Consider the following 24,285-nt stretch of genomic DNA (forward strand, 5'->3'; position numbering starts at 1 on the left):
CTACATAAATTAGAATCACATTTTAATTATCTTTAAAAAGTTTAATAATTATACCGAGGAGATAAATCTTCTAAAAATCAAAGCTATATCGTTTCTATGAAAATTGACTACTTCAAAATTGTATTAGTTGCCTTCTTATCGTTAATACTTATAAATTGTACTACACATTCACAAATTATAACTGGCGAATTAAAACAATACCACAAAACCACAATAACTTTTGAAGGCCCTAGTCTAGAGGAATCTCCTGAAACTTACTTAAACTACAGAATGAATGTATCGTTTACAAGTCCAGACAACCATGCTTATGTAGTACCTGCGTATTATGCAGCAGATGGTAATGCAGCAGAAACATCAGCAAAAAGTGGTAACAAATGGCGTGTTCATTTTACACCAAATATAGTGGGTGTTTGGAACTACAAGGTTTCTTTAAGAACAGGAGAAAATATTGCAATTAGCACAAAAATAAACGATGGCGTTGCAACTTCTATAGACGGTATTTCCGGTAAAATAACAATTACTGAAAGCGACAAAACAGGTAATGATTTTAGAGCAAAAGGTAAATTACAATATGCAAATAAAGATTTTGCACAATTTGATAATGGCTCTTATTTTTTTGAAGTTGGAACTGATAGTCCTGAAACTTTTTTAGAATATGAGGACTTTGATGCCACCGAAGCGCGACATGATTACTCTGAAGTCTCTTCAAACTATAACAAGGGAGATCCTAACTGGAAAAACAACAAAGGTAAAGGCATCATTGGCGCTGTAAACTACCTAGCAAACCAAGGCATGAATGTGCATTATTTTTTAACCATGAATGCAACAGGAGATGGCAAAAACGCTTATCCTTTTACAAGCATAGAAAATTACACAACTTATGATGTTTCTAAATTAGACCAATGGCAAATTGTTTTCGATCATATGTACAACAAGGGTGTTGTTGCAGAATTTGTATTAAGTGAAACTGAAAACAGTAATTGGTTTGAAGATCAAGAAGAGATGCCAAGAAGTAATTTTTCAAACAGCAGAAAACTATACTACAGAGAAATGGTAGCTAGATTTGGTTATTTAAATGTAATATACAACATTGGTGAGGAAGCCAATTGGGATAATGGAGGCGACCAGTTCTCAGCAATTCAAGTTGAAGAAGCCGCCGCTTATATTGATGCTTTAAGTCCATATAATGACTTAATATCCATACATAACGGTCCATCCGATGATTTTACACTTTACCCAGCCCTAACTGCTTTACCAGAAACTTCTGCGGTAACAACAATTTCATTTCAAGCCAATTACCAAACGTTTTCTCATGGTCATGATGAAATAAAAATAGTAAAAGATTTAGCAACTGCTAATGGAAAAGAATGGATAGTACGTTATTCTGAGCCCTATAGTAATCATCTTCCAAATATAGAAACTTGGACTAAAAATGCACTATGGGCTAGTATTATAGCGGGTTCAGCTGGTGTACATTATTATTCGCATAATGGAGATATTGGTATTGATGATTATACACTATACTCTCCATATTATCAGCGAATGAAATATGCTAAACATTTTTTTGAAGACAACAATATACCGTTTTGGAATTTACACAATGATAATTCTGCAATAAGCAATGGCTATTTATTAACTGACCATAATGAGTATTACATTGCCTTTCTTCCTAACGGCGGAACAACCACCATAAACATTTCAGGTTCAAATACTTATAGTGCTAAGTGGTTTAACCCCATGGATGGAGGTGATTTGCAAAACTCATCTATTAAAAGTGTTTTATCAGGTGATAACATATCTATTGGCGACCCTCCTAATAATAAATCTTCTAGTTGGGTCGTATTGTTAGAGAAAAAATAATAAAGCATTGCAGCTATTATTGCTAGACCTGTTTTACATAGGTTCATAAGAGCTCATTTCCGAGAAACTATTTACTTAAAATATATTGACGCCTTGGTGGGAGTGCTAAAAAATTTAAATACCTACTTTTACAAAAACAGAAATTATGCTTGGTTTAAAATTAGCGACAGACCCGCGTTGGGTAAATATTGTAGAATCTAATATTGAAGAAATACTTACAGACCACGCATGGTGTGAGCAAAAAGCAGCTACTAACGCTATAACCATTATAACGTTAAACTCCGAGCATACAGACTTGGTTACAGATCTCCTTATTTTAGCCCAAGAAGAGCTAGAACACTTTCAAATGGTGCACGATATTATTAAAAAACGCGGCTATAAATTAGGAAGAGAACGTAAAGATAGCTATGTGAATGAACTTTATAAATTTATGAATAAAGGAGGAAATAGGTTGCAATGTATGGTAGACAGGTTATTGTTTTCAGCCATGATTGAAGCTAGAAGTTGCGAGCGTTTTAAGCTACTCTCGAAAGAAATTAAAGACCAAGAACTCTCTAAATTTTATCATGATTTAATGATTAGCGAAGCTGGACATTACACCACTTTCATTGGTTTTGCTCGTAAGTATGGTAAAAATATTGATGTCGATAAACGTTGGCAAGAACTAATAGATTTTGAAGCAGAAGTAATACAAAATTATGGAAAGTCTGAAACGATACACGGATAAAAAAAGCTCAACTAAAATTTAATTGAGCTTTGATTACTGATTGTAGTTTGATTGATGGATTGTTGATTTATTATAAAACTAGTTGAAATTGATTCATTCAGGTGTTACCGTTTTGTTAAATAAACCCAAAACTCTGTTAATTAACATTTTAACACTTACACTTTCTTTGTAAAAAAACATGGCGAGATTGCTTAACTTTGCACTTCGTTTTATTTACAGCGTACGCATTTAAGAATGATACATATTCACGAAAAAACATTACAAGATTTAGAGTTTCAAACGGTTTTACAGCAAGTAAGCGAGCTTTGTATAACGCCTCTTGGAAACGAAAAAGCTTTACAAATTTCACCATACAAAACAAGAGAAGAATTACAACTTGCATTGCATCTTACAAATGAATATGTTTCATCATTTTATAACGACAATCGTATACCAAATCATGGTTTTGATACCATTAATAAAGAAATACAATTACTTAATATAGAAAACACTTATTTGGAAGTACATGGCCTAAAGAAAATAGTAGCCATGTCTATCACTGTAAATGCCATTGTTGTCTTTTTAAAAAAATTTGAAGAATATTACCCAAACCTAAACGCCTTTGCATCTCATATTGAAGTTACCAAAATACTCATTGAAAAGGTTGATGCTATTGTAGATCGTTTTGGTGACATCAAAGACAACGCCTCAAATTTGCTTTTTGATTTACGACAATCTATAAACAAAATAAAAGGTAAAATAAATTCTAGTTTTTCCTCAGCACTCAACACATACCATAACCTAGAATATTTAGATGATATTCGAGAATCTGTGGTAGACAACAAGCGTGTATTAGCTGTAAAAGCCATGTATAGGCGCAAAGTAAAAGGCTCTATAATGGGAGGCAGTAAGACGGGTAGCATTGTTTACATCGAGCCTGAAACTACATTGCAATACTCTAGAGAGCTTAATAATTTAGAATACGAAGAGAGTGAAGAAGTTATTCGAATTCTAAAAGAGGTAACAGATTTTATGCGTCCTTTTTTACCCTTACTAAAAGACTATCAAAGTTTTTTAATACATATTGATGTGATATCAGCGAAAGCGAAATATGCAAAATCAATGAATGGTATTTTACCCGAATTATCTGAAAATAAAAGCATGCATCTTCGTGATGCCTATCATCCGCTACTCTATTTAAATAATTTAGAGAAGAACGAAAAAACGTTTCCTCAAACCATTGAATTAAAAGAAGATAGTAGAATTATAGTTATTTCTGGTCCAAATGCCGGAGGAAAGAGTATTACATTAAAAACCGTTGGTTTACTACAAGTTATGCTGCAAAGCGGTATGCTAATTCCGGTACACGAACGCAGTACCGTTTGTTTATTTGATAGAATTTTAAGTGATATAGGCGATAACCAATCTATAGAAAACCATTTAAGTACCTACAGCTATCGCTTAAAACAGATGAATTATTTTTTAAAGAAGTGTAATAAAAACACACTTTTTTTAATTGATGAATTTGGAACTGGAAGTGATCCCGAACTTGGCGGTGCTTTAGCTGAAACATTTTTAGAAGAATTTTATCATCGTGAGGCCTTTGGTATTATAACCACGCATTACGCTAATTTGAAAATATTAGCAAACGAATTACCATACATGCTTAATGCTAATATGCTATTTGATGAGCGTACATTAGAACCTCTTTTTAAACTTGTTATAGGGCAAGCAGGAAGCAGTTTCACCTTTGAAGTAGCTCAGAAAAATGGAATTCCTTACAGCTTAATTAATCGTGCTAAAAAGAAAATAGAACGTAGTAAAGTACGTTTTGATGCCACTATTGCAAAACTTCAAAAAGAACGTTCTAGACTTGAAAAAACAGGACAATCTTTAAAACAAAACGAAAAGAAAAAACTTGAAGAAGCTGATAAGCTTGAAGAAATAAATGCCAAAATTCAAAAAAAGCTAGAAAGCTATCAAGAGCTTTATGATAGCAATCAGCGCTTAATTTATCTAGGACAAAAGTTTAATGACATAGCTGAAAAATACTTTGATAACAAGCAGAAACGTGCATTAATGGCTGAATTATTCAAATTAGTACAGATTGAAAATTCTAAGCGTAAAAAAGTTTCAGTAAAACAAAAGAAAGCTCAAAAAGTAAAAGAGCAACAAGTAAAACAGGAAGCTGAAAAGAAAGTAAATGTTATACGCAAAAAGAAAAAGGCAGAAAAGAAAAAAGCTATTGAAACGCCAAAACCAAAACCTATTTTAAAAGTTGGCGACCGAGTACGGATGTTTGACGGAAGGGCTATTGGAAGTATTGATAAAATTGAAAAAAACAAAGCCACAGTTAATTACGGCTTGTTTACAACCAATGTAAGTTTAGAACAACTAGAATTAGTTGAGGCTAAAAAATAATAACTTCTATTTTTTCATGATTTTATAGGTTTTCTCGTTAGATTTTGAATACAACCTAAGCAGATAAAAACCATCGCTCAGCGCACTTAAATCTACTTTACTTTCAATATCAAGTATCGCCTTTTATAATTTTTAAGTGAAAAATAACAGCCAACACCAAGTTGTTGAATCCCAACTTTAGGTGCCAACTGTATTTATTTAAATCTTTACTTTTTGATAAACTTTATAGCATTGGTATTTTCAATTTTTAAAAAATATAAACCGCTAACATAATTTTCAATATATATTGTAGTGTTATTAGAAACCACTCCGCTAGATACTTGCTTTCCTAGTACATCATAAATCTTATAGTTCTCAGCTGTTTTTAAACCAGAAATAGAAATGTTGTTCGTTACTGGATTAGGAAATAGCTTTATGTCCAATTTTTTTTCTAAGGAATCAATACTTAAAGTTCCATTTATTACCACAAAATCCTGCCAAACAGATGAATTTGAATATGCCGTAACACTAGCTGCTGGTACATTTAAAACTATTCCAGATAAGTCAAGATTCCAAAACATATGTTCAGAAATATTAATAGGAGATACTACATATGAATTTACAGTAATTAAGCCAGAACAGTTGCTAAACGCATATGTACCAATAGATGTTACAGATTCTGGAATACTTATGGACTTCAAAGCAATACAATAACCAAAAGTAAATCTATCAATTGTTGTTATTCCTTCAGGTATATTAACAGATTCCATAATTGTACAGTATAAAAATGCACCAAATCCAATACTTGTTACTGAATCAGGGATATTAATCGCTTTCATATCTCTACAGTCTCTAAAGGCATAATCTTCAATTTTGGTTAAGGAATTTGGCAATGTAATTTCAGTAATATCACAGTTATTAAAAGCCTCATAACCAATAGCAGTTACATTGTAAGTATTTGACATGTAATCAACTGTTGATGGTATTATTATATTTCCATCATAACAATTGGTTTTGCTAGTTACCTCTACATCAGTTGTATTTAAAATATTATAACTAATGCCATCAACCTCAAAAGATTGAGCCGTCAACTCACCTAAAGTAACTAAGGCAAGTAAAATATATAATTGTATTTTTAATTTCATTTTTTTCTTTATTAAAATTTTAAATAACAGCCAACACCAAGTTGCTGAATCACAACTTAAAGTGCCGACTGTTTTACTAACTCAACAAATGCTCTACTTTACCCTTAAAACATCATAATAAACACGAACTTCATGATCAGCCTTTTCATCAAAATTTAAACGGTGTGTATAAGTTTTACCAGATGGTCGATTCTTATTTATGTCATTTAAATTAATCTTTAAAGTTCTTGACCCTAAATTATCATTACCAAATGCATCTTTATCTTTCAAACTTCCAGACAGATAAACATAATCTGTTTCATAATTAGGCCTATAAAGCGTTATAGTTTCTGAGTCGTTTACAGTGTGCGGCGAGCCTTTATCAATTTTAAGATTACCGCTTTCACTTCTGCTCCAACTAACTTCAATATCTTTGCCGCCACTTTTTACATAACTACCACCAACATTAAGTCTACCTTTAGCATTACCGTGTACTTCTAAATGGCTTCCTTCTGTACCTCCAGGAGTATCTATAGTTGAAATACGTAACAAAGTAATTTTAAATTGAGGATACGCTAAATCGCATGACCTTATTGCATACTCGCTACTAAGAACAACTTTTGCAATTGGAAAGTCTTTCTTAATATATCGTAATGTATATCCAAGCGGTAATCCTGGTGAGGCTGCAGAATAATCGCCACCACTAGTAATATATTCAAACACACCTGCAGGTCCCGAAACTACATTGGCAGCATCTCCACCAGATCCACCTATAACCAATGCTTTAACAATTGAGCTACTCCAAAACGTATCATATTCACCACTACCCCCAGCGTTACCTCCGTTAAAAGCTGCACTAAAAGCCGCGTTTGTTTCTGTAAGTTCAGAGTCTGTTTCAACACTGTAAAGCAACATACGCCCATATTTAACAGATGATACAATAACTGGGCTTGTAGAATCTAAATTGGGAACATCTGTGAATAACGCACCTGGGTTATTGTTAGGTGGCAAAGTTAAATCGATGGTGTAATATATCTGTAAATATTTAACAACATAACGATACTTCTTTGTAGTCTTACTAAAATCGAATGAAGCAGAAACGCTGTTTTTTCCTTTAGAGTAGCTTGCACCCAAAGCCACACTTAAGTGCTCTTGAGAATACACTTCTTCAGTTGTAAAGTTTATTTTTGCAGCAGTAGACCCCGTAACACCTTGTTGCAGCATGTCTTTTACGCCTTCTCTAACAGTATCAATTCTTGGGTTATTAATTATTGTTGATGGTTTTCCGTTTAAATTTTCTAAAGAGACAGACAAAGTAATTGGTGCTCTACCGCCATTAATACCAATATATTCTCCTGTTGGTATAGATTCGCCTTTTAACATTGCACCAGGATAAATAACATCACTGGTTGGGTCTAAAAGAAGCATTTCGCTATAGCCTGGAGCCACCTTATAGTTTTTTACAACACACTCTAAAGTATTATCTTCAGTATCTCTTTCTGGAGCTTCTTCTCCAATTAAAGTGGTACCAGATTCATCCGCTTGACTAAAGCTAGATAAGCTTGCTAGAAAATTATTGATTTCATTTAATTTGTCTTCAGATACCGGAGGTTCTCCTCCTCCATCATCTGTACTTTCGGTACTACAACTTAAAAAAGTAAATAGTATTAAACATAAAATTGCACCTAACTTGGTTGGTTTGATTGTTAATAGCTGTGTTTTCATAATGTCTAAATTTTGTGATTCAACACTATAAAACTAGGTTGTTAAAACCCTGAATAACAATTATAAGGATGGACAAACAATGGACAGAAACCCAAATCTCAATAGAAACAAGCCTATATTTTAATTTTCAATAAATCCTATAAACCCTTACTATTACTATATTTAAAGCGTATTCAAATTTTTAAGAGTATAGACAAAGTATAGACAAACGCTATTCAATCTATATATTAGGACAGTATATTTAATATATAAAATAAGTATCTTAGTTGAAGCTAAAATATTCACCATGAAATTTAAAGTCTTACTCATATTCATTTTAATTTCTCAATTTCTTAATTCACAAAACACAAAACTTATAGATAGTTTAAAAATAGAATTAGAATCTAGAAAAGAAGACGATTCTGTTAAAGTAATGATTTTAACAAGGCTGCATGAAAAATTGATGTTTTCAAAACCTGAAGAAGCTAAAGGTTATGCTCTAAAAGGACTAGAAATTTCAAAAAAAGCAAACTACAAAACAGGTATTGCAGTTGGCAATATGCATATTGCAGATTATTATGGCAATAGAAATGAAAATGATTCTGCATTACATTATTACGCTATTGCTAAAAAACACTTTAAAGAGCTAAATAATACCCGAGGACTTATTTTTATAAACCACTCGTTGTCCTCCATTGAAAGTACTATAGGGAATTTAGATAAAGCAGCTGCTATTACTAAAGAAAATATAGAGCTCATTAAAACCCATGAAAAAGAAGGTGAAGCAAAAACTAAATTTATTGGTGCACAACATAACAGTTTATCTAATATTTATATTGAAAAAGGGAATTTTAAAATAGCGATGACTGAGGCACTTAAAGCACTTGATTGTTTTGAAGAAATAAATCACGAATCAAGAAAAGCTGATGTTTTAAAGCAAATAGGCGACATTGAAAGTGGACAAGGAAATCATGAATCATCTATAAAATACTTTAAAGAAGCTCTAGAAATATATGAACGTTTTGAAGAAACATTTTACGCAGCATATACCTATAACTCTCTTGGAATCTCGTATCAAAATCTAAACGATTACGCATCAGCAGAAAAGTACTTTGATTTGGCTATTAAAAACGCTGAAAAAGTAGAAGACAAACTAAGTTTAACCAATGCACTACATAACCTAGGAGATATTAAACGTCTGCAAAACAAATATTCTGAGGCTAGAAATATATTACTAAAAGCTAAAACTATTGCTGAAGAAGAAAATATAAAATTAGGATTGGTAAATACATTACATAGTCTATCAAAAATAGAGTTTCATTTAAAAAATCCCTCGTTAGCTTTAAAACATAACGACGAAGCCATTGAAATTTCAGAGTCTTTAGGTGCCATGTCTCATCTTGCAGATTTATACAAATATCGCTCTACAATACTACAAGGGTTAAATAGAAGTAATGATGCATTAGAATTTTTAAAATTATCTCAAACCATTAAGGATAGTTTATTTACAAGTAAGAAATACATCCAAATAGAAGAACTTAAAACCATTTATGAAACCGAAAAAAAGGAAACTGAAATTCTTTTACAAAAGCAAGAAATTGAATCGCTAAACAAAGGTGTAGAAATAAGCAATTTACGAAAAGGCCTTTATGCTGGTGGCATGTTTACATTTATTGCAGTTTCAATATTACTCTATTTTGGTTTTAAACAACGTATAAAAAAGAACCAAATTGAACGTGAAAAGCAAGAAGCTATTTATAAACAAGAAATTGAATTTAAACAGAAAGAATTAACGAGTCAAACTTTGCATTTAGTTCAGAAAAACACCTTTATACAGGAATTGAAAGAAAACTTAGTAAAAATAAAACAATCGCCAGAGTTATTTAAAGTAGAGTTTAGGCGCTTGGTTATGCTACTAAAAAAGGAAAGTGCAGAAGATAAAGACTGGGAGGTATTTAAATCTTACTTCTCTGAGGTACATAATAACTTTGACAAGAAACTAAAGGATATTTATGCAAACATAAGCGAAAAGGAAATACGGTTGGCCTCGTTTATTAGGATGAATCTATCTACCAAAGAAATTGCATCTATGCTAAACGTAATGCCAGATAGTGTATCCAAAAGCAAATACCGCCTTAAAAAGAAATTAAACTTACCTAAAGAAGCCGATTTAAATACATTTCTGTACAACCTATAATAAACTCAAATATGAGAAAATTTCTCTTTTTTTTATTTTTAAGCATACCGCTTTGTTTTTCTGGACAGAACAAAAAAAATATTGACAGTTTAATACAAGTATATTCAACTACTACTGAAGATAAAGCCAAACTTCTTTCAGGAAATAAAATAACATCATATTATTTGTACCGAGATATAAACAAAGCATATTCTTTTGCTACAAAACAATTAACGCTTTCAAAAAAAATTGATAATACAGATATTGAAATGAAAGCTTCTCATCATTTAGCAATAATACATGGAAGTTTAAGCCATTTCGATTCTGCTAGGTACTACATAAATAATACTTTAAAATTAGCAAAACGTAATGATGATTTAACACAGCAATCGCTATCTAATCATAGCTTGGTTATGTTAGAAATATCTTTAGGAAATTTAGATGAGGCGCAACAATATAACACAGAAAACTTAGCTTTTAACAAAAAAATTAAAGACACCTTTGGTTTAGCTTTGTCTTACGATACCGAAAGCTCAATTAATATTGATAAAGGACAATATAAACTAGCACTAACAAGTGTTTTAAAAAGTCTTGAGATTTTTGAAACTTTAAACAATGAAATTAGGGTTGCAGATGCTTATAATAAAATTGCCGTTATAGAAAACTCTTTAGAAAACTATGACTCGTCTATTAAATACAGTAAAAAAGCTTTAAAAATATATGAAGATTATGAAGACTTAGAGTTTCAAGCTAGTATACTAAATATTTTAGGAATTTCTTATAAGATGAAGAAGGACTATTCGCAAGCTCTAAAATTCCTAAATAAAAGCAGCGAAATATCTAATAAAAATGGTTACAAATCAATACTATTGGTTAGTTACGCGCATTTAATTGATATTTATTTTGAACTAGACGATAAAAAAAGGGCAAAAGAATTAATTGATAGCGGTATTGAAATTGCAAATTTCAATCAAAACAAAGGCCTGTTGGCCACTTTTCAATACCGAAAAGCTATTTATTTCAAAAAATTAGACCAATACAATAAAGCTATCAATTTGTTAGACGTTTCAATAGAAAACTCTGTAAATGGAGACCTTGAAAATCTTTCAGAAATATACAAGGAAAAAAGTAATGTTCTAAAACTTAAAAACGATTATAAAGAAGCGCTTTCAAATTATGAGACATATAAAAAACTTCAAGATTCGTCTTCAAAAAAAGTAAATATTACAAAAATAAATGAGCTACGTATAACACATCAAACCGAACAAAAAGAAACAGAAATAGCGCTACAAGAACAAGAAATTAAAAATTTAAATCAGGAGGTTAAAGTTAGTAACTTAACAAAAACACTATACGGCATTGGCATGTTTTCTATTTTAACCATTGCAGGATTAATATTTATCAGTTTCAGGCAACGCATGAAGAAAAACAAAATAGAACGCGAAAAGCAAGAAGCTATTTATAAACAAGAAATCGCCTTTAAAAAGAAAGAACTGGCTTCTCAAACGCTACACTTAGTTCAGAAAAATACCTTTATACAAGAATTAAAAGAAAACTTAGTAAAAATAAAACAATCTCCAGAGTTGTTTAAAGTGGAGTTTAGGCGTTTGGTCATGTTACTTAAAAAGCAAAGTGCTGAAGATAAAGACTGGGAAGTATTTAAATCTTATTTCTCTGAAGTGCACAATAATTTTGACAACAAACTAAAGCATATTTATGCAGATATAAACGAAAAGGAAATACGGTTAGCCTCGTTTATAAGAATGAATCTATCTACCAAAGAAATTGCATCTATGTTAAACGTATTACCAGATAGTGTATTAAAAAGTAAATACCGACTTAAAAAGAAGTTAAACTTACCCAAAGAAGCCGATTTAAATACATTTCTAAACAACCTGTAATAAACTCAACTATGAGAAAAATTCTCTTTTTTTTATTTCTAAGCATACCGCTTTGTTTTTCTGGGCAAAATCAAAAAAAAATTGATAGTTTAAAAGCATCACTTGGCAATATTGAGTCAAACAAAGAACGTATGGACACTTACGGTCGATTATGGGTTGCCACGGCTTTTAAAAAACCTAAAGAATCAAAAATCTATTTGGATAGTTTTTCTAAATATGCAACAAACTACTTCCCTAATAAAAGAGGACAAAAAGAGAGATATACTGGTGATTATTATAAGTCTATTGATAATTACAAAGAAGCAGAAAAACACTATTTACAAGCGGTTGCTTTTTATGATAGTGTTAATAGCAAAAAAAGTTTGCATAAATCCCTAAACAGTCTTGCTGAAGTTCAAAGACATCTTGGTGATTTTGAATCTGCGTTAGCATCTGTTTTACGTTCTTTAAAAGAAAAAGAAGCTGATGAAGTGTCACCTTTAATAATAGCAAAAGATTACGTGAGTATTGGTAATATTCATGGTATGCTTAAAAACTATTCGCTTTCTAATGACTATTTTAAAAAGGCAGAGAAAATCTATATCGAAAAAAACAAAAGATATAGTACTGCAAATGTAAAGATGAATATTGGACTGAATTATAAAAATTTAAAAATACCAGATTCTGCATTTAAATATTATTACGCCTCAAAAAACTTATATGAAGGCGGATCTAAAGTTTTTAAAAAATCTGTTCTCTACAACAATATTGGTGTTTTACATGAAGACTCCGGACAAAATGACTCTACGCTTTTCTATTATAACAAAGGTTTATCAATAGCAAAAAAATATAAAAAAGCTAATGATGTTATTTTAATATCTAATAACATTGGTAATACCTTACTTGATATCAATCAACCTGAAAAAGCATTAGCGTATTACGAGACGGGTTTAGAGTTAAGTAAATCTACAGGAAATAATGCACGAATTATGTCGAGCTATCGCGGATTATCTAAAGCTCATGATATGCTTAACAATAAAGGTAAATCGTTAAATTATTATAAAAATTATGTCAAGATTAAAGATTCACTTTATAAAATAGAATCTTTAGAAACTATAAATGCGCTTGAGGTTAAATACCAAACCGAGAAAAAAGAATCTGAAATTGCAATACAGCAAGAAGAAATTAAAAACCTAAATATTAAAGCAGAAAACGATAAACTTACCAAAACACTATATGGCATTGGCATGTTTTCGCTTTTAACCATTTCAGGATTAGTATTTATCAGTTTCAGGCAACGCATAAAGAAAAACAGAATTGAACGCGAAAAGCAAGAAGCTATTTATAAGCAAGAAATCGCCTTTAAAAAGAAAGAACTGGCTTCACAAACGCTACACTTAGTTCAGAAAAATACCTTTATACAGGAATTAAAAGAAAACTTAGTAAAAATAAAACAATCGCCAGAGTTGTTTAAAGTGGAGTTTAGGCGTTTAGTTATGTTACTTAAAAAGGAAAATGCTGAAGATAAAGACTGGGAAGTATTTAAATCTTATTTCTCTGAAGTACACAACAATTTTGACAATAAACTAAAGGATATTTACGCAGATATAAGCGAAAAGGAAATACGGCTAGCCTCGTTTTTACGCATGAATCTTTCTACCAAAGAAATTGCATCCATGCTAAATGTATTACCAGATAGCGTATTAAAAAGTAAATATCGACTTAAAAAGAAGTTGAATTTGACTAAAGAAACCGATTTAATGCAATTCTTAAATACATTGTAAAGTGGTATCTTTGCATTATGAATATTGGTGTTCCAAAAGATAAAAAATTAATCCTCTTTGATGGTGTTTGCAACCTTTGCAACAGCTCTGTTTTGTATGTTATAAAACGAGATAAAAAAAACCAGTTTATGTTTGCGCCCTTGCAAAGTGAAGTTGGTAAAAATATTATTGAGAAATTTAATATAGACACCAATGAGGTAGATTCCATTATTCTTTACAATCCAGAGAAAGATAAAATTAACTACAAAAGTAGAGCCGCTTTAAAAGTAGCGTCTCAATTGGGTTTTCCAGTAAATATGTTATCCATTTTTCTTATTATACCCAGTTTTATAAGCAATTGGGTTTACGATTTTATTGCCCGAAACCGCTACAAATGGTATGGCAAAAAGGACGCTTGCATGATTCCTACGCCTGAACTAAAAAGTAAGTTTTTAGAATAGTTTGTGTTTAAAAAATAGTTTAGCACTTTTCTTTTACAAATACGCAACCATTCTAAGGTTTACTCATCTAGTAAGAAACCCATTAAATCATGATAAAGAAATTGGCCTATTTATTTCTAATTATTACACTATGCATTAATTGTAAAACTGATGATGGCCTACCCGATTGTTCTACCGTTTCATGTGCCGCTCCATTTTTTCTTGTCGATTTAGTTGATAGTACCACTAACGAAAACATAATTCTTCAAGATAATATTACAGAGGCAGCTATTATGCTAAGAGACGCTTCCGGGAATCCATTTCAATTTACTATTATTAATTCATCAGGCTTCCTTTATATAGAAAAAAAGGGGCCATCAGACTTTTTAGAAATACTTATAGATTCTGAATTAGTTACTAGTATATCTTACAACACATCAAAACCTAATGTTAAAGAATGCTGCGATTTTGGTAGTCTTATTGATGTAGAAGTAACTGATAAAACCTTTATCGTGGAGGATAACACCGTTACTATTTCTTTATAAAACTACTCTAAAAATAAGTACAAATACGTATTGATTTTTTAGTAAGAAAATTCTACCTTCGCTTACTTATGCTGAACTTGTTTCAGTATCATTTAATTTGAACATTAAAACGGTTTTATATTAAGTCGTTGTAATTCATTAAAACCGAACTAAATGACATTAAGAAAAGGTAAAACAAAATCGACTTTAGAAAGTTCTATTGAATCTGCCTTACTTGCTGTCGAAATTTACAACAAACCAAGAACACCTTTTAGAGTTGAAGGATTTATTACTCAAATGATAATTGCTTGGACAAGATTGTTTCACGCACATTTCAATCATACAATTGGAAGTAAATATTATCATAAAAATTCAAATGGACGATATCAAACCATAGATGGTGAAAAAAAATCTTGGGAATTAAAAACCTGTATTTCCAAATATGGAACACTCGAAGCAGGAGTAAAATCAAATTTGAATTTCTTTATCAAATTAAGGAATAAAATTGAGCATAGACATATCGATAGAGACGAAATCGGAATTATGATATTTGGAGAATGTCAATCTCTACTTTATAACTACGAAAACACTTTGATTGAGTTTTTTGGAGAAGATTATGCTCTTAATGAGAGTCTTTCATTTTCAATTCAATTTTCAAGACTTCGTAAAAAATCACAAATTCAGGCAAGTAAAAACTTCTTTCCAAAGAAATTAAAGAACTAAAAACTTTTATTGACAATTATAGAACATCATTATCAGACGAAGTTTTTAACACGCAAGAATATAGTATTAAACTAATACAAGTTCCTAAAATTGCAAATACTAACAGAAATGACTTGGCAGTGGAATTTGTGAATTGGAATTCGATATCTGAAGCCGACAGAGAGAATTATGAAAAAATCACAGCAATAATTAAAGATAAGGTCTTAAAAAAAGAAGCAATAAATCCTGGGAAAAGAAAACCTGGTGATGTAGTTACTAAAATAAATTCAGATATCGAATTTGAATTTAATCATTATGACCACAAGTGCTTATATTGCTGTTTTAAAATTCGTCCCGCGAGTGCAAATAATATTGACGACCCATTTGATACTAACACAAACTATTGTCATTATGACGAAGTACACGATGATTATATTTATCAAGACGAATGGGCTGAATTAATTATTGCTTGTATAAATAATGGAACGCTGACAAAAGAAATGTGGAGGTCAAAATTTAAGAAAAGAGAAAGTTTTGAAATTTCGGAATTTGAAACTGCTGAATAAAATAACGAAATGCCAACACCGAGTATAATTCATTGCTAGTCATAGCCTATTTACGAAAGTCCTCGCGGATTTCCTATTCGGTTTGTATTTGCTAAATTAGATGCTGAAACATTTAACGAAATCTTACACAAACACGATAATCATGGTATTAAAAAACTATTAAGAATTCATAGTATGAAACAAATTTTAAAAATATTATTAGTATTAATTTTTATTTGCTGTGCAAACAATACATTTTCTCAAGTAACAATTGGAAAAAATGGAACATTCTCAAATAAATGGTATTCGGGAACATTAGTTTTGAAAAGCAAAGATACTTTAAGTGGAGTTGTAAAATTTGAAAACTCGTCTACAACGAAAGACTTGGTTGGTTTAAGAGCTGTTGGAGGAACCAATAAAATTTTCTTTAAAAAAGCTAAAAACTCCAAAAAGAAATCAAAATTTAAAAAAGAAGAGGTAGAATATTTTATTGTAAAGACCAACTCTGGTAAAATTGCTAAATATGCTTTTATTCCAACTAATGAAAAAAATGCGAAACTAATGCAAATCCTAATAGAGGGAAAAGTTTCATTATATCTAAAAAAAGGATACGAAAATATGTATCTCGAAAATCCTAACAGTACTACTATTATACAAAATGAAAAAAATTTATACTATGTAAAAAAGCAAAGTGAAAAATATGCTAGCAATAGGTTTTTTGCTAATGTTTTTAAATCATTTAAGAAAAATGCGAGCAGATATTTCACTAGTTGTAAACCATTAGTAGGAAAAATAAATAAAGGTCAATTTAAATCCGATGAACTATTTGAAATTATCAAAGAATACAATAATTGCGAATAAAAAGCCAGTTTCTTACTTCAAACTCCGTAAAATAAAATCCACCTTTTTATTGGTGTTCTTATTTTCAGCATAAGCATCAGTAATATGTTTTGCAGGTACCGCTAAACCTTTTGTAATTAGCGATTCAATATCATCAACATACTCTAAAGACACTTTTCCTGTTAAAAGCAAGCTTAAATCTTTACCAGAATGGTAATAATCATACACCTTTTTAAGTCCTGTTAAATACAAGTAATCTTTTGTAAATCCGCCACCACGATGCACTCTAACAGTTATGTAAAACGCCTCTTCGCGGTCTAAATCGTACTGGTTATGCAACAACCTAAAGGTTCTAGAAAACGAGTAGCCTTTTGCTAAACTATCAACCGCTATAACACGGTACGCCAATTCTTTTAAACGTTTTATGGTTAAGTTATTACTCATATATTCAGCAAAAACCGCTAAACCTTCTTGGGTTTCCTCATTGTTAGGAAACCCATGAGAAAATATTTTTAAAGGATGCAACAAGCCATTCATGGTAGTCACCATATGCACACCAATTTCATGATTGGTTAATACGGCTATCTCATTATCAGAATAGGTATGGTTGGTATTTAAAACCAAGGTTTTAATATTATTCAACACCATGGCTATGGCCGAAATTTTATCGGAATGTTTTATGCGGTAACTAAAATCATAATTTTCAGAAAAGTTTTTAAAAAACACTTCTGCCTCGGCAGCACTATATTTTGGTTGAAATTTGGGAATGCCTTTATCTTCATCTTCAAAATGTAAAATAAATTTAGCATTCTCAACATCATTTTCGGTTGGTGTACCAAAACAGTGTAAACAGTTGTAGTAGAACTTTTTATCGGTACCAACGGTTTCTATACACTGAATTAAGCCTGAATACTGATAAATAATATCTTCGTATAGTTTGCTAATTTCAGCATCTTCAATACTTTCTAAATCGCTCTCAAATAACTTTCTATGAAGTTTAAAACGGTCAAAATCTATGGAAGGGTAATTAAAAACAGGGTCTGTTAAATATTTAGATGAAAAAAAACGTGCTTTCTCTTCTTCTATATTTAAAGGGTTTACATAACTAAGCAATTCAATTTGCTTAACTAGCGCATCAATATGCTTATCTATATCTAAAAGTGTTTTGGTAACTACATTATCCATCTTCATAAACTAGCTTTAATACTTACTTTGTCATTCCTGCGAAGGCAGGAATCTATTTTAAGAATTATATTTGCAATTTGGATTCCTGCTTTCGCAAGAATGACAAAACGTTTAACAAATTTAAAATCTAACTAAACGTCTTATATACTTTTTCTGCATGCTTAGGAATACGAGTAATCAATTCCTTTTCAACAGCCTTTACAACCTCAGGAAATATAATTTGGTCGTATTCATCACAATACACCTTGGCGATTTCGGTTGCCAAAACTAAGGTATTTTTAAAGTTTTGTGTAATATATTTTAAAAAATAGCCATTACCTTGAAATGTATCGTTTATTAGCGAAGTGGATTTAATCCCGTTAGGAAATTTAATTTCCGATAAACTTTGTCTCCATAACTCGATAACATTTCCGAATCTTTCATTATCAACGTTACTCGTTCCTAAATTCCATGTAGGCACTTCCCTATCCCAACGTTTCCAGTTGTAACTGTGCATATCGTAGACGGTACAAAACCCAAATTTAGATTCTAAAGCCTCAATTAAAGCATGAACAACCTTAAAAAAATTAGCATGTTTTTCAAGACTTTTGGTTTTCATAGCTTCAGAAAGTGGGGCTTTCCATAATGGTTTACCCCAAGCGGTAACAAAAACCGCATCATCAGGCGCGCGGTTTAAATCGTATTCAAAACGGGAATCGCAACCCGCAATAACAATGGGATGCGATCGTACCATATTTTTGGTTTCTGGATCTTCCTCGTACCAACGTTCGTATTCGGTATGGATGCAATTACCCCAAAGTTCTTTTCTAAATTGATGCCCATCATGAATAGCTGCACAAGCATAAGGCACATAATCGTCAATTTTAATGGTTAAAGAATAATCTGAAGCCACGGCTTCAAAAGTCTCTCCAGATTCAATTTTAAAAATGATTTCTGAAATGCTTAACCTATCCATCCTTTAAAATCTTTTTCAAATGGCTATAAATCATTTGTTCCATGGGGTCATAATCACCATCTGCAAATGCCATCAATTTGATGTCAGCAAATAAATCGGCTAAATCGTTGCGGTAATAATCGTGCGCTTCCACAGCTTCTATAATATTCTGAATACTCGTATAATCACTATCCTTTTTAAATTGTTCTTTTACGCGTGTATAAACAACTTTATCTACTCGACTTAAAATATATTGTTGTTCTTTTCTTGATTCGTTTAAATCTGAATTTGATACATACATTAAAATGTAGGCTAATAATTCATCTTTGGTCCATGTTTTAGGTTGTTCCATATTCCCAGTAGTTAAAGTGCCATATTCTGTCCAAGAACCATCATAAACCGATATGTTTTTATATCCTGAAATTTCTGCGCCTAAAGCCAAAACACAAGCCGTAATTCCTGAACCACAAGAAAAAATAATGTCATCATCCTTTTCTGCGACCATGTAGAATTCTTTAGCGAGTTCTTTTTTAGATTTTAACTGTCCATTTTCTAGTAAGTTGGTAAATGGTAAATTAACTGAATTTGGAATGGTTCCCATGCGCAATCCAACTCTGGGTTCTGGTTCTGTACAATTGAACCTTCCTGCAGATCTAGCATCAATTATTTTATAAGTCTCATTTTTTGATGCCTGTTGAATATCATCAAAAAACTTCATGTAACCAGATTGAAGATCCGTAACAAAATCACCTTCCGCTCCATCATAATGTTGCATAAGTCCTGTAGGATATCCAGCCTTTTTCCATGCAGGAAAACCACCATTTAAAACTGCAACATTATTAAACCCAAAAGCTTTAAACAACCACCAAACACGTGCGCTTGAGTAAATACCTTTATCGTCATAAACAACAATAGCGCTGTTATTATTTATTCCTAAAATTCTAGCTTCTTTTTGAAATTGTTCTTCAGATGGGAATGCACTCGGAAAATCGTTAGACGTATCGCTAAACTTCTTTTTAATATCAAAAAGTCTAGTGTTAGGAATTTGCTCTAAAGAAATATCAAAACTTTTATTAATGGTACCATCAAGAATAATAAGATTGTTGGCATCTATATTGTCATGCAACCATTCTACTGAAACTAGCGGCGATTTTAATGTAATGTGCGTACTCATGCAAAATTAATTAAGCATCTTGAACTGTTTTTCTAAGTCTTGTTCGTCTATCGAAAGCTTGAAGTTTATCTAAAACTTTCATTTCTAAAAAGTCAATCACTTTTTCTTCAATTTTCGTTTTAAGTTTGTATACTTTATTTATGTATGTAATGCCACCTGGCGACATCACATTCACTTCTACTAATTTACCTCCAATAACATCAATACCAACAAAATAGAGTCCATCATTAACGAGTTTAGGACCTATTTGTTTGCACAGAGCTTTTTCTTCTTTTGTAAGTGAATGTCTTTGTACGCTACCACCAGCAGAAACATTTGAACGGTGATCATCACTTCCAGGTACACGTTTCATGGCCCCAACAGGCTCTCCATTTAAAATCAAAATTCTCACATCGCCTTGGTCGGCACCCTCAATATAGTCTTGAAGAATCACATAATTTGAAGACCCATCACCACTGGTGATATAAAAGTCCAATAAAGAGTTAATATTACTCATTGCCGATTTTTCGATCAAAATAACACCTGAACCTCCAAAACCATTTAACGGTTTCAAAATCATTTTATCAGCAGTAGATTCTTTTATCTGTTTAATTAAATAACGTTTACTTTTCGATACATGGGTTGCTGGTATAATATTGCTATGCGCATCGCCAAAAGCAGCTGTATAAAGCTTATTATTTGCCTCACGCATACCCTCTAAAGAATTCATAATAAAAACATCGTCCTTAACAGAATCTAAAAAGTTAAGCATAATAGGGTCTAAAGGCGGATTGGCTCTAAAGAAAATTACATCAAATCCTGCAAGTGGTAGCATTTCCTCACGCAACTCTGCTTTTTTATAAAACGATTTTAACGAACTTGGTGTTTTTTCCATTCGCCCAATTACCGTACAAGTGGCCGATGTTACACTATTCCTAATTGTTAAATCTGCCGGAATACACATGGCCACACCATGCTTACGTTTTACACATTCTTTAATTAAAGCTAGTGTTGTATCATTTTCAGGGTCAATTTGCTCCCATGGATACATTATAAAACAAACGTTCATTTTTATATTTTTTTGTTGATTTTAAAGTTAAATATTTATTTTACTTCATCATAATTATCATCCCATTCTTTTGGTTGAGGCTCGTGTAATTTATCTAAAGATTTAGCCACCAACATTGATACTGTAGCATCACCAGTTACATTAACAACGGTTCTACACATGTCTAAAGGTCTATCTACTGCAAAAATAAGTGCTAACCCTATTGGTAATAATTCTGCTGGAAAACCTATAGATTCTAATACAATTACCAACATAACCATACCTGCACTTGGTACTGCTGCACTACCTATAGATGCTAATAAAGCTGTAGCAACAATAACCAATTGATTTGTAAATGTTAAACCTTCTGGCCAAATAACTTGCATTATAAATACTGCTGCTATGCCTTGATACAAGCTTGTACCATCCATATTTACTGTAGCTCCAACAGGCAATACAAAACCTGAAACTTCTTTATCTACACCTAAATGTTCCTCAACACGCTCCATAGTTACTGGTAACGTGGCAGCACTACTACTGGTTGAAAATGCTAATAATTGGGCTGGACTAATTTGTTTTAAAAACCACATTGGCGATTTTTTAGTGTAAACACTCACTAAAATTAAGTAGAAACCAATCATTAAAATGAGTCCGCCAACTACACAGAATGCATAATACAGCAGTTTTATTAAAATTTCTGCATCGTCAAAAGCTATAATAACGTTTGCCAATAAAGCAAATACTGCATAAGGTGCAAAAAGCATTATTAAATCTACCATTTTCATAACAACTTCATTTAACGAATCGAAAAAATCAACTAATGGTTTTGCGCTCTTTTCGCCTATTAACAACAAGCAAATTCCAACAAATAGCGCAAAAAAGATAACTTGTAACATTGATGCTTCTGCAAAAGATTGGAAGATATTGCTAGGAAAAATATCAACTAAAGGTTGTAAAGGTCCTGCTTCTTTTTGAGCACTTGCTTTCATCAATTTATCTGTTACACCAGCATCGTTTTCATATTTTAACTTAATTTTTTCAATGGTTTCTTGTGGCATTCCGTTACCAGGTTTAATAATATTTACAATACTTAAACCAATAACTATAGCTACTAAAGTGGTACCAACATAAATACCAATGGTACGGAGTCCCATCGATTTAATTTTTGAAATATCTTTTAAATCTGAAATCCCTTTAATTAAGGAAGCCAAAATTAAAGGTACTGCTATAAGCTTAAGAAGATTAATAAATATGGTGCCAAACGGGGCAATCCAATCGGATACAAATCCTTTACCTCCATCAACAGTATTCATAATAAAACCAAAAATGATTCCGAGAATCATTCCTATAATAATCTTCCAATGTAATGCTATTTTTTTCATAAACTCTTTTTAGTCTGAATTATAAATGACAAGATAAGTATTTTTGAATATTTAGTAAATTTAACGAAACACAAAAACTATGCTTCTGTACTTTTAATGATATTATAATCGTTTTTGAAAAGGGTTATAATATCGTCAGAAACAACCATTTCACTTTTCTTAACGCCACTATTTAAGAGTATTTCACGCATATCTTGAATTTTATGCTTTTTCCAAAATCCTACTTTTGTGATACCAATAGCATAAACCTCATTATTTCTTTTAAATACTTGCCGATGATATACCCAGTGGTCATCCCATCCTTCTAGTACTAGAGTAATATCAAATTTATTCCAACGTTTTAAAGGTTTCTTATATATGATTTTCTGAGATCCTAAAACTGGAAACATTCCTTTTTTTATGGTACTTTTATACATATCTGACCTAAAAAGGATTTCAAAACGAATTAAATCCATGTAATAGAAATACTTTGAATTAGCCATAAAGCGAAAAGCTTCACAATCTAAAATACTTACACGCCTATGCCTTGTTAAGTTCGATTCTAAATGTACATTTTTCCAAAAAAAACGTGAACCCACAAAAATGAAAATAATGTGTAACCAATAATAAACCATTGTAAAATGTGTGTATCAAAAAACATTAAAAGAATTTAGAATAGCTTGTTTTAGAAACAACCAGTATTTCTAGCAATATTCTAAATCTAAAATCAAGAAAGCCTAACTATAAATTTTATTAATCAAATGAAAGTCAGCGATTACTAATGCAGCCATGGCCTCTACAATAGGAACCGCGCGAGGTACTACACAAGGGTCATGTCTCCCTTTACCATGCATTTTTACAACTTTGCCTTCTTTATCTATAGTTTCATATTCCTGAATAAGTGTGGCAACGGGTTTAAAAGCGACATTAAAATAAATATCCATACCATTGCTTATACCACCTTGAACACCACCAGAGTAATTAGTTTTAGTACTACCATCAGTATTAAAGGCATCATTATGATCGCTACCATACATTGTGCTTCCATGAAAACCGCTTCCGTATTCAAAACCTTTAACGGCATTAATAGATAACATGGCTTTTCCTAATTCGGCATGTAACTTATCAAAAACAGGTTCCCCTAAACCAACTGGTACATTTTTGATAACACAACTAACAATACCTCCTACAGTATCGCCTTTGCTTCTTACTTCTTTAATATAGTCTTCCATTTTTGAAGCCATAGCTTCATCCGGACAACGTACTATATTTTCTTCAGCTTTGGCAAGATTCAATTCAGAATATAGTTTTTCTAGTCGCATAGTACCAACACCAGAAACGTAAGCAGTAATTTCAATACCCTTTAGCATTTGTTTTGCAATCGCACCAGCAACTACTCTACATGCTGTTTCGCGTGCAGAACTGCGTCCACCACCTCTGTAATCTCTAATACCATACTTTTTGTCGTATGTGTAATCGGCATGACTTGGTCTGTAACTATCTTTTATATGCGAATAATCATGAGATTTTTGGTTCGTGTTTTCAATTACAAACCCAATTGATGTACCCGTTGTAACACCTTCAAAAATTCCTGAATAAAACTTTACAGTATCAGGTTCTTTACGTTGAGTTACAATTGCAGACTGCCCTGGTTTCCTTCTATTTAACTCATTTTGAATTTCATCTAAATCCAATTTTACACCTGGAGGACAACCATCTATAACACCTCCTAGCGCAGGTCCGTGAGATTCACCATATGTAGTTAAATTAAATAGTTTTCCAAAGGAATTACCAGCCATAATTATTTTTTTTGCTAAAGTAAATCTATTCTTAGAAATACGAAAGTGAAATGACAGAAAGACTCAATTCTTTAGAGTATAAAATTCATAACAATTACTTAACAATATACTCATATTTAGATAATTATCTCTTAATGATTA

21 protein-coding genes are annotated in these 24,285 nt (G+C 31.7%); 11 read left to right on the top strand and 10 right to left on the bottom strand.

Features of this window, described 5'->3' with window-relative positions; all coding sequences use genetic code 11:
• The first annotated feature begins 96 nt into the window (after nucleotides 1-96).
• From ABD939_RS13350 to ABD939_RS13360, 3 genes are all read left to right on the top strand, one after another.
• The gene (locus ABD939_RS13350; RefSeq protein WP_345169638.1) at nucleotides 97-1,860 is read left to right on the top strand and encodes a glycoside hydrolase family 140 protein; all 1,764 of its coding nucleotides are present in this window, start codon (nucleotides 97-99) and stop codon (nucleotides 1,858-1,860) included.
• Nucleotides 1,861-2,005: 145 nt separating this feature from the next.
• On the top strand, nucleotides 2,006-2,587 hold the full coding sequence (locus tag ABD939_RS13355) for a MiaE family protein (protein WP_345169639.1): 582 nt from the start codon (nucleotides 2,006-2,008) through the stop codon (nucleotides 2,585-2,587).
• A gap of 234 nt (nucleotides 2,588-2,821) precedes the next feature.
• Complete coding sequence (locus ABD939_RS13360) at nucleotides 2,822-4,987, top strand: endonuclease MutS2 (protein ID WP_345169641.1); 2,166 nt, start codon at nucleotides 2,822-2,824, stop codon at nucleotides 4,985-4,987.
• Between the two features lie 6 nt (nucleotides 4,988-4,993).
• Here the strand turns inward: ABD939_RS13360 and ABD939_RS15745 are convergent, their stop codons facing one another.
• From ABD939_RS15745 to ABD939_RS13370, 3 genes are all read right to left on the bottom strand, one after another.
• Nucleotides 4,994-5,104 carry a T9SS type A sorting domain-containing protein gene (locus ABD939_RS15745; RefSeq protein WP_425550295.1) on the bottom strand — a complete coding sequence of 37 codons (111 nt, stop codon included), beginning with the start codon at nucleotides 5,102-5,104 and terminating at the stop codon, nucleotides 4,994-4,996.
• Between the two features lie 89 nt (nucleotides 5,105-5,193).
• Nucleotides 5,194-6,111 (bottom strand): leucine-rich repeat domain-containing protein, encoded by a 918-nt coding sequence (locus tag ABD939_RS13365; protein ID WP_345169646.1) that lies wholly within the window; start codon nucleotides 6,109-6,111, stop codon nucleotides 5,194-5,196.
• A gap of 93 nt (nucleotides 6,112-6,204) precedes the next feature.
• On the bottom strand, nucleotides 6,205-7,815 hold the full coding sequence (locus ABD939_RS13370; RefSeq protein ID WP_345169650.1) for a thiol-activated cytolysin family protein: 1,611 nt from the start codon (nucleotides 7,813-7,815) through the stop codon (nucleotides 6,205-6,207).
• A 286-nt stretch (nucleotides 7,816-8,101) separates the two neighbouring features.
• Between ABD939_RS13370 and ABD939_RS13375 the strand changes: the two genes are divergently transcribed.
• The 8 genes from ABD939_RS13375 to ABD939_RS13410 all read left to right on the top strand — a co-directional run bounded on the left by ABD939_RS13375 (nucleotide 8,102) and on the right by ABD939_RS13410 (nucleotide 16,685).
• Nucleotides 8,102-9,991, top strand: coding sequence for a tetratricopeptide repeat protein (locus ABD939_RS13375; RefSeq protein ID WP_345169655.1), 1,890 nt, complete (start codon nucleotides 8,102-8,104; stop codon nucleotides 9,989-9,991).
• Between the two features lie 11 nt (nucleotides 9,992-10,002).
• Complete coding sequence (locus ABD939_RS13380) at nucleotides 10,003-11,871, top strand: tetratricopeptide repeat protein (protein WP_345169658.1); 1,869 nt, start codon at nucleotides 10,003-10,005, stop codon at nucleotides 11,869-11,871.
• 11 nt (nucleotides 11,872-11,882) lie between these two features.
• A complete protein-coding gene (locus ABD939_RS13385) occupies nucleotides 11,883-13,634 on the top strand; it encodes a tetratricopeptide repeat protein (RefSeq protein ID WP_345169663.1) in 1,752 nt (583 codons plus the stop codon).
• Nucleotides 13,635-13,651: 17 nt separating this feature from the next.
• Complete coding sequence (locus tag ABD939_RS13390; protein ID WP_345169666.1) at nucleotides 13,652-14,074, top strand: thiol-disulfide oxidoreductase DCC family protein; 423 nt, start codon at nucleotides 13,652-13,654, stop codon at nucleotides 14,072-14,074.
• 89 nt (nucleotides 14,075-14,163) lie between these two features.
• Complete coding sequence (locus ABD939_RS13395; protein ID WP_345169670.1) at nucleotides 14,164-14,598, top strand: hypothetical protein; 435 nt, start codon at nucleotides 14,164-14,166, stop codon at nucleotides 14,596-14,598.
• A gap of 153 nt (nucleotides 14,599-14,751) precedes the next feature.
• The gene (locus ABD939_RS13400; RefSeq protein WP_345169675.1) at nucleotides 14,752-15,300 is read left to right on the top strand and encodes a DUF3644 domain-containing protein; all 549 of its coding nucleotides are present in this window, start codon (nucleotides 14,752-14,754) and stop codon (nucleotides 15,298-15,300) included.
• A gap of 113 nt (nucleotides 15,301-15,413) precedes the next feature.
• Nucleotides 15,414-15,845 (top strand): hypothetical protein, encoded by a 432-nt coding sequence (locus tag ABD939_RS13405; protein WP_345169679.1) that lies wholly within the window; start codon nucleotides 15,414-15,416, stop codon nucleotides 15,843-15,845.
• Between the two features lie 174 nt (nucleotides 15,846-16,019).
• Nucleotides 16,020-16,685 (top strand): hypothetical protein, encoded by a 666-nt coding sequence (locus ABD939_RS13410; RefSeq protein ID WP_345169682.1) that lies wholly within the window; start codon nucleotides 16,020-16,022, stop codon nucleotides 16,683-16,685.
• A gap of 12 nt (nucleotides 16,686-16,697) precedes the next feature.
• On the opposite strand, the gene ABD939_RS13415 is transcribed toward ABD939_RS13410, so the two are convergent.
• The 7 genes from ABD939_RS13415 to aroC all read right to left on the bottom strand — a co-directional run bounded on the left by ABD939_RS13415 (nucleotide 16,698) and on the right by aroC (nucleotide 24,144).
• Nucleotides 16,698-17,855, bottom strand: coding sequence for a peptidase MATCAP family protein (locus ABD939_RS13415; protein ID WP_345169685.1), 1,158 nt, complete (start codon nucleotides 17,853-17,855; stop codon nucleotides 16,698-16,700).
• A 121-nt stretch (nucleotides 17,856-17,976) separates the two neighbouring features.
• On the bottom strand, nucleotides 17,977-18,804 hold the full coding sequence (locus ABD939_RS13420) for an N-formylglutamate amidohydrolase (RefSeq protein WP_345169688.1): 828 nt from the start codon (nucleotides 18,802-18,804) through the stop codon (nucleotides 17,977-17,979).
• Nucleotides 18,797-19,957, bottom strand: a complete 1,161-nt coding sequence (locus tag ABD939_RS13425) for a sulfurtransferase (protein WP_345169691.1) — start codon at nucleotides 19,955-19,957, stop codon at nucleotides 18,797-18,799. Before ABD939_RS13425 ends, ABD939_RS13420 begins: the two co-directional genes overlap by 8 nt.
• A gap of 10 nt (nucleotides 19,958-19,967) precedes the next feature.
• On the bottom strand, nucleotides 19,968-21,005 hold the full coding sequence (gene gshB / locus ABD939_RS13430; RefSeq protein ID WP_345169694.1) for a glutathione synthase: 1,038 nt from the start codon (nucleotides 21,003-21,005) through the stop codon (nucleotides 19,968-19,970).
• Between the two features lie 35 nt (nucleotides 21,006-21,040).
• Entirely contained in the window at nucleotides 21,041-22,366 is a 1,326-nt protein-coding gene (locus tag ABD939_RS13435; RefSeq protein ID WP_345169696.1) for a dicarboxylate/amino acid:cation symporter, read from the bottom strand.
• A 77-nt stretch (nucleotides 22,367-22,443) separates the two neighbouring features.
• A complete protein-coding gene (locus ABD939_RS13440; RefSeq protein WP_345169700.1) occupies nucleotides 22,444-22,980 on the bottom strand; it encodes an acyl-CoA thioesterase in 537 nt (178 codons plus the stop codon).
• 102 nt (nucleotides 22,981-23,082) lie between these two features.
• The gene (gene aroC / locus ABD939_RS13445; RefSeq protein ID WP_345169703.1) at nucleotides 23,083-24,144 is read right to left on the bottom strand and encodes a chorismate synthase; all 1,062 of its coding nucleotides are present in this window, start codon (nucleotides 24,142-24,144) and stop codon (nucleotides 23,083-23,085) included.
• Nucleotides 24,145-24,285 lie beyond the last annotated feature (141 nt).

This window comes from Algibacter aquimarinus, assembly GCF_039543265.1.
Classification (GTDB): domain Bacteria; phylum Bacteroidota; class Bacteroidia; order Flavobacteriales; family Flavobacteriaceae; genus Algibacter_B; species Algibacter_B aquimarinus.

What these genes read in the sequence shown, in the direction of transcription:
- ABD939_RS13420 (WP_345169688.1), bottom strand. Translation starts at nt 18,804, where the DNA reads ATGGATAGGTTAAGCATTTCAGAAATCATTTTTAAAATTGAATCTGGA.
- ABD939_RS13435 (WP_345169696.1), bottom strand. Translation starts at nt 22,366, where the DNA reads ATGAAAAAAATAGCATTACATTGGAAGATTATTATAGGAATGATTCTC.
- ABD939_RS13415 (WP_345169685.1), bottom strand. Translation starts at nt 17,855, where the DNA reads ATGAAGATGGATAATGTAGTTACCAAAACACTTTTAGATATAGATAAG.
- ABD939_RS13410 (WP_345169682.1), top strand. Translation starts at nt 16,020, where the DNA reads ATGAAACAAATTTTAAAAATATTATTAGTATTAATTTTTATTTGCTGT.
- ABD939_RS13440 (WP_345169700.1), bottom strand. Translation starts at nt 22,980, where the DNA reads ATGGTTTATTATTGGTTACACATTATTTTCATTTTTGTGGGTTCACGT.
- ABD939_RS13365 (WP_345169646.1), bottom strand. Translation starts at nt 6,111, where the DNA reads ATGAAATTAAAAATACAATTATATATTTTACTTGCCTTAGTTACTTTA.
- ABD939_RS13350 (WP_345169638.1), top strand. Translation starts at nt 97, where the DNA reads ATGAAAATTGACTACTTCAAAATTGTATTAGTTGCCTTCTTATCGTTA.
- ABD939_RS13370 (WP_345169650.1), bottom strand. Translation starts at nt 7,815, where the DNA reads ATGAAAACACAGCTATTAACAATCAAACCAACCAAGTTAGGTGCAATT.
- ABD939_RS13355 (WP_345169639.1), top strand. Translation starts at nt 2,006, where the DNA reads ATGCTTGGTTTAAAATTAGCGACAGACCCGCGTTGGGTAAATATTGTA.
- ABD939_RS13360 (WP_345169641.1), top strand. Translation starts at nt 2,822, where the DNA reads ATGATACATATTCACGAAAAAACATTACAAGATTTAGAGTTTCAAACG.
- ABD939_RS13425 (WP_345169691.1), bottom strand. Translation starts at nt 19,957, where the DNA reads ATGAGTACGCACATTACATTAAAATCGCCGCTAGTTTCAGTAGAATGG.
- ABD939_RS13385 (WP_345169663.1), top strand. Translation starts at nt 11,883, where the DNA reads ATGAGAAAAATTCTCTTTTTTTTATTTCTAAGCATACCGCTTTGTTTT.
- ABD939_RS13380 (WP_345169658.1), top strand. Translation starts at nt 10,003, where the DNA reads ATGAGAAAATTTCTCTTTTTTTTATTTTTAAGCATACCGCTTTGTTTT.
- aroC (WP_345169703.1), bottom strand. Translation starts at nt 24,144, where the DNA reads ATGGCTGGTAATTCCTTTGGAAAACTATTTAATTTAACTACATATGGT.
- ABD939_RS13395 (WP_345169670.1), top strand. Translation starts at nt 14,164, where the DNA reads ATGATAAAGAAATTGGCCTATTTATTTCTAATTATTACACTATGCATT.
- gshB (WP_345169694.1), bottom strand. Translation starts at nt 21,005, where the DNA reads ATGAACGTTTGTTTTATAATGTATCCATGGGAGCAAATTGACCCTGAA.
- ABD939_RS13390 (WP_345169666.1), top strand. Translation starts at nt 13,652, where the DNA reads ATGAATATTGGTGTTCCAAAAGATAAAAAATTAATCCTCTTTGATGGT.
- ABD939_RS13400 (WP_345169675.1), top strand. Translation starts at nt 14,752, where the DNA reads ATGACATTAAGAAAAGGTAAAACAAAATCGACTTTAGAAAGTTCTATT.
- ABD939_RS13375 (WP_345169655.1), top strand. Translation starts at nt 8,102, where the DNA reads ATGAAATTTAAAGTCTTACTCATATTCATTTTAATTTCTCAATTTCTT.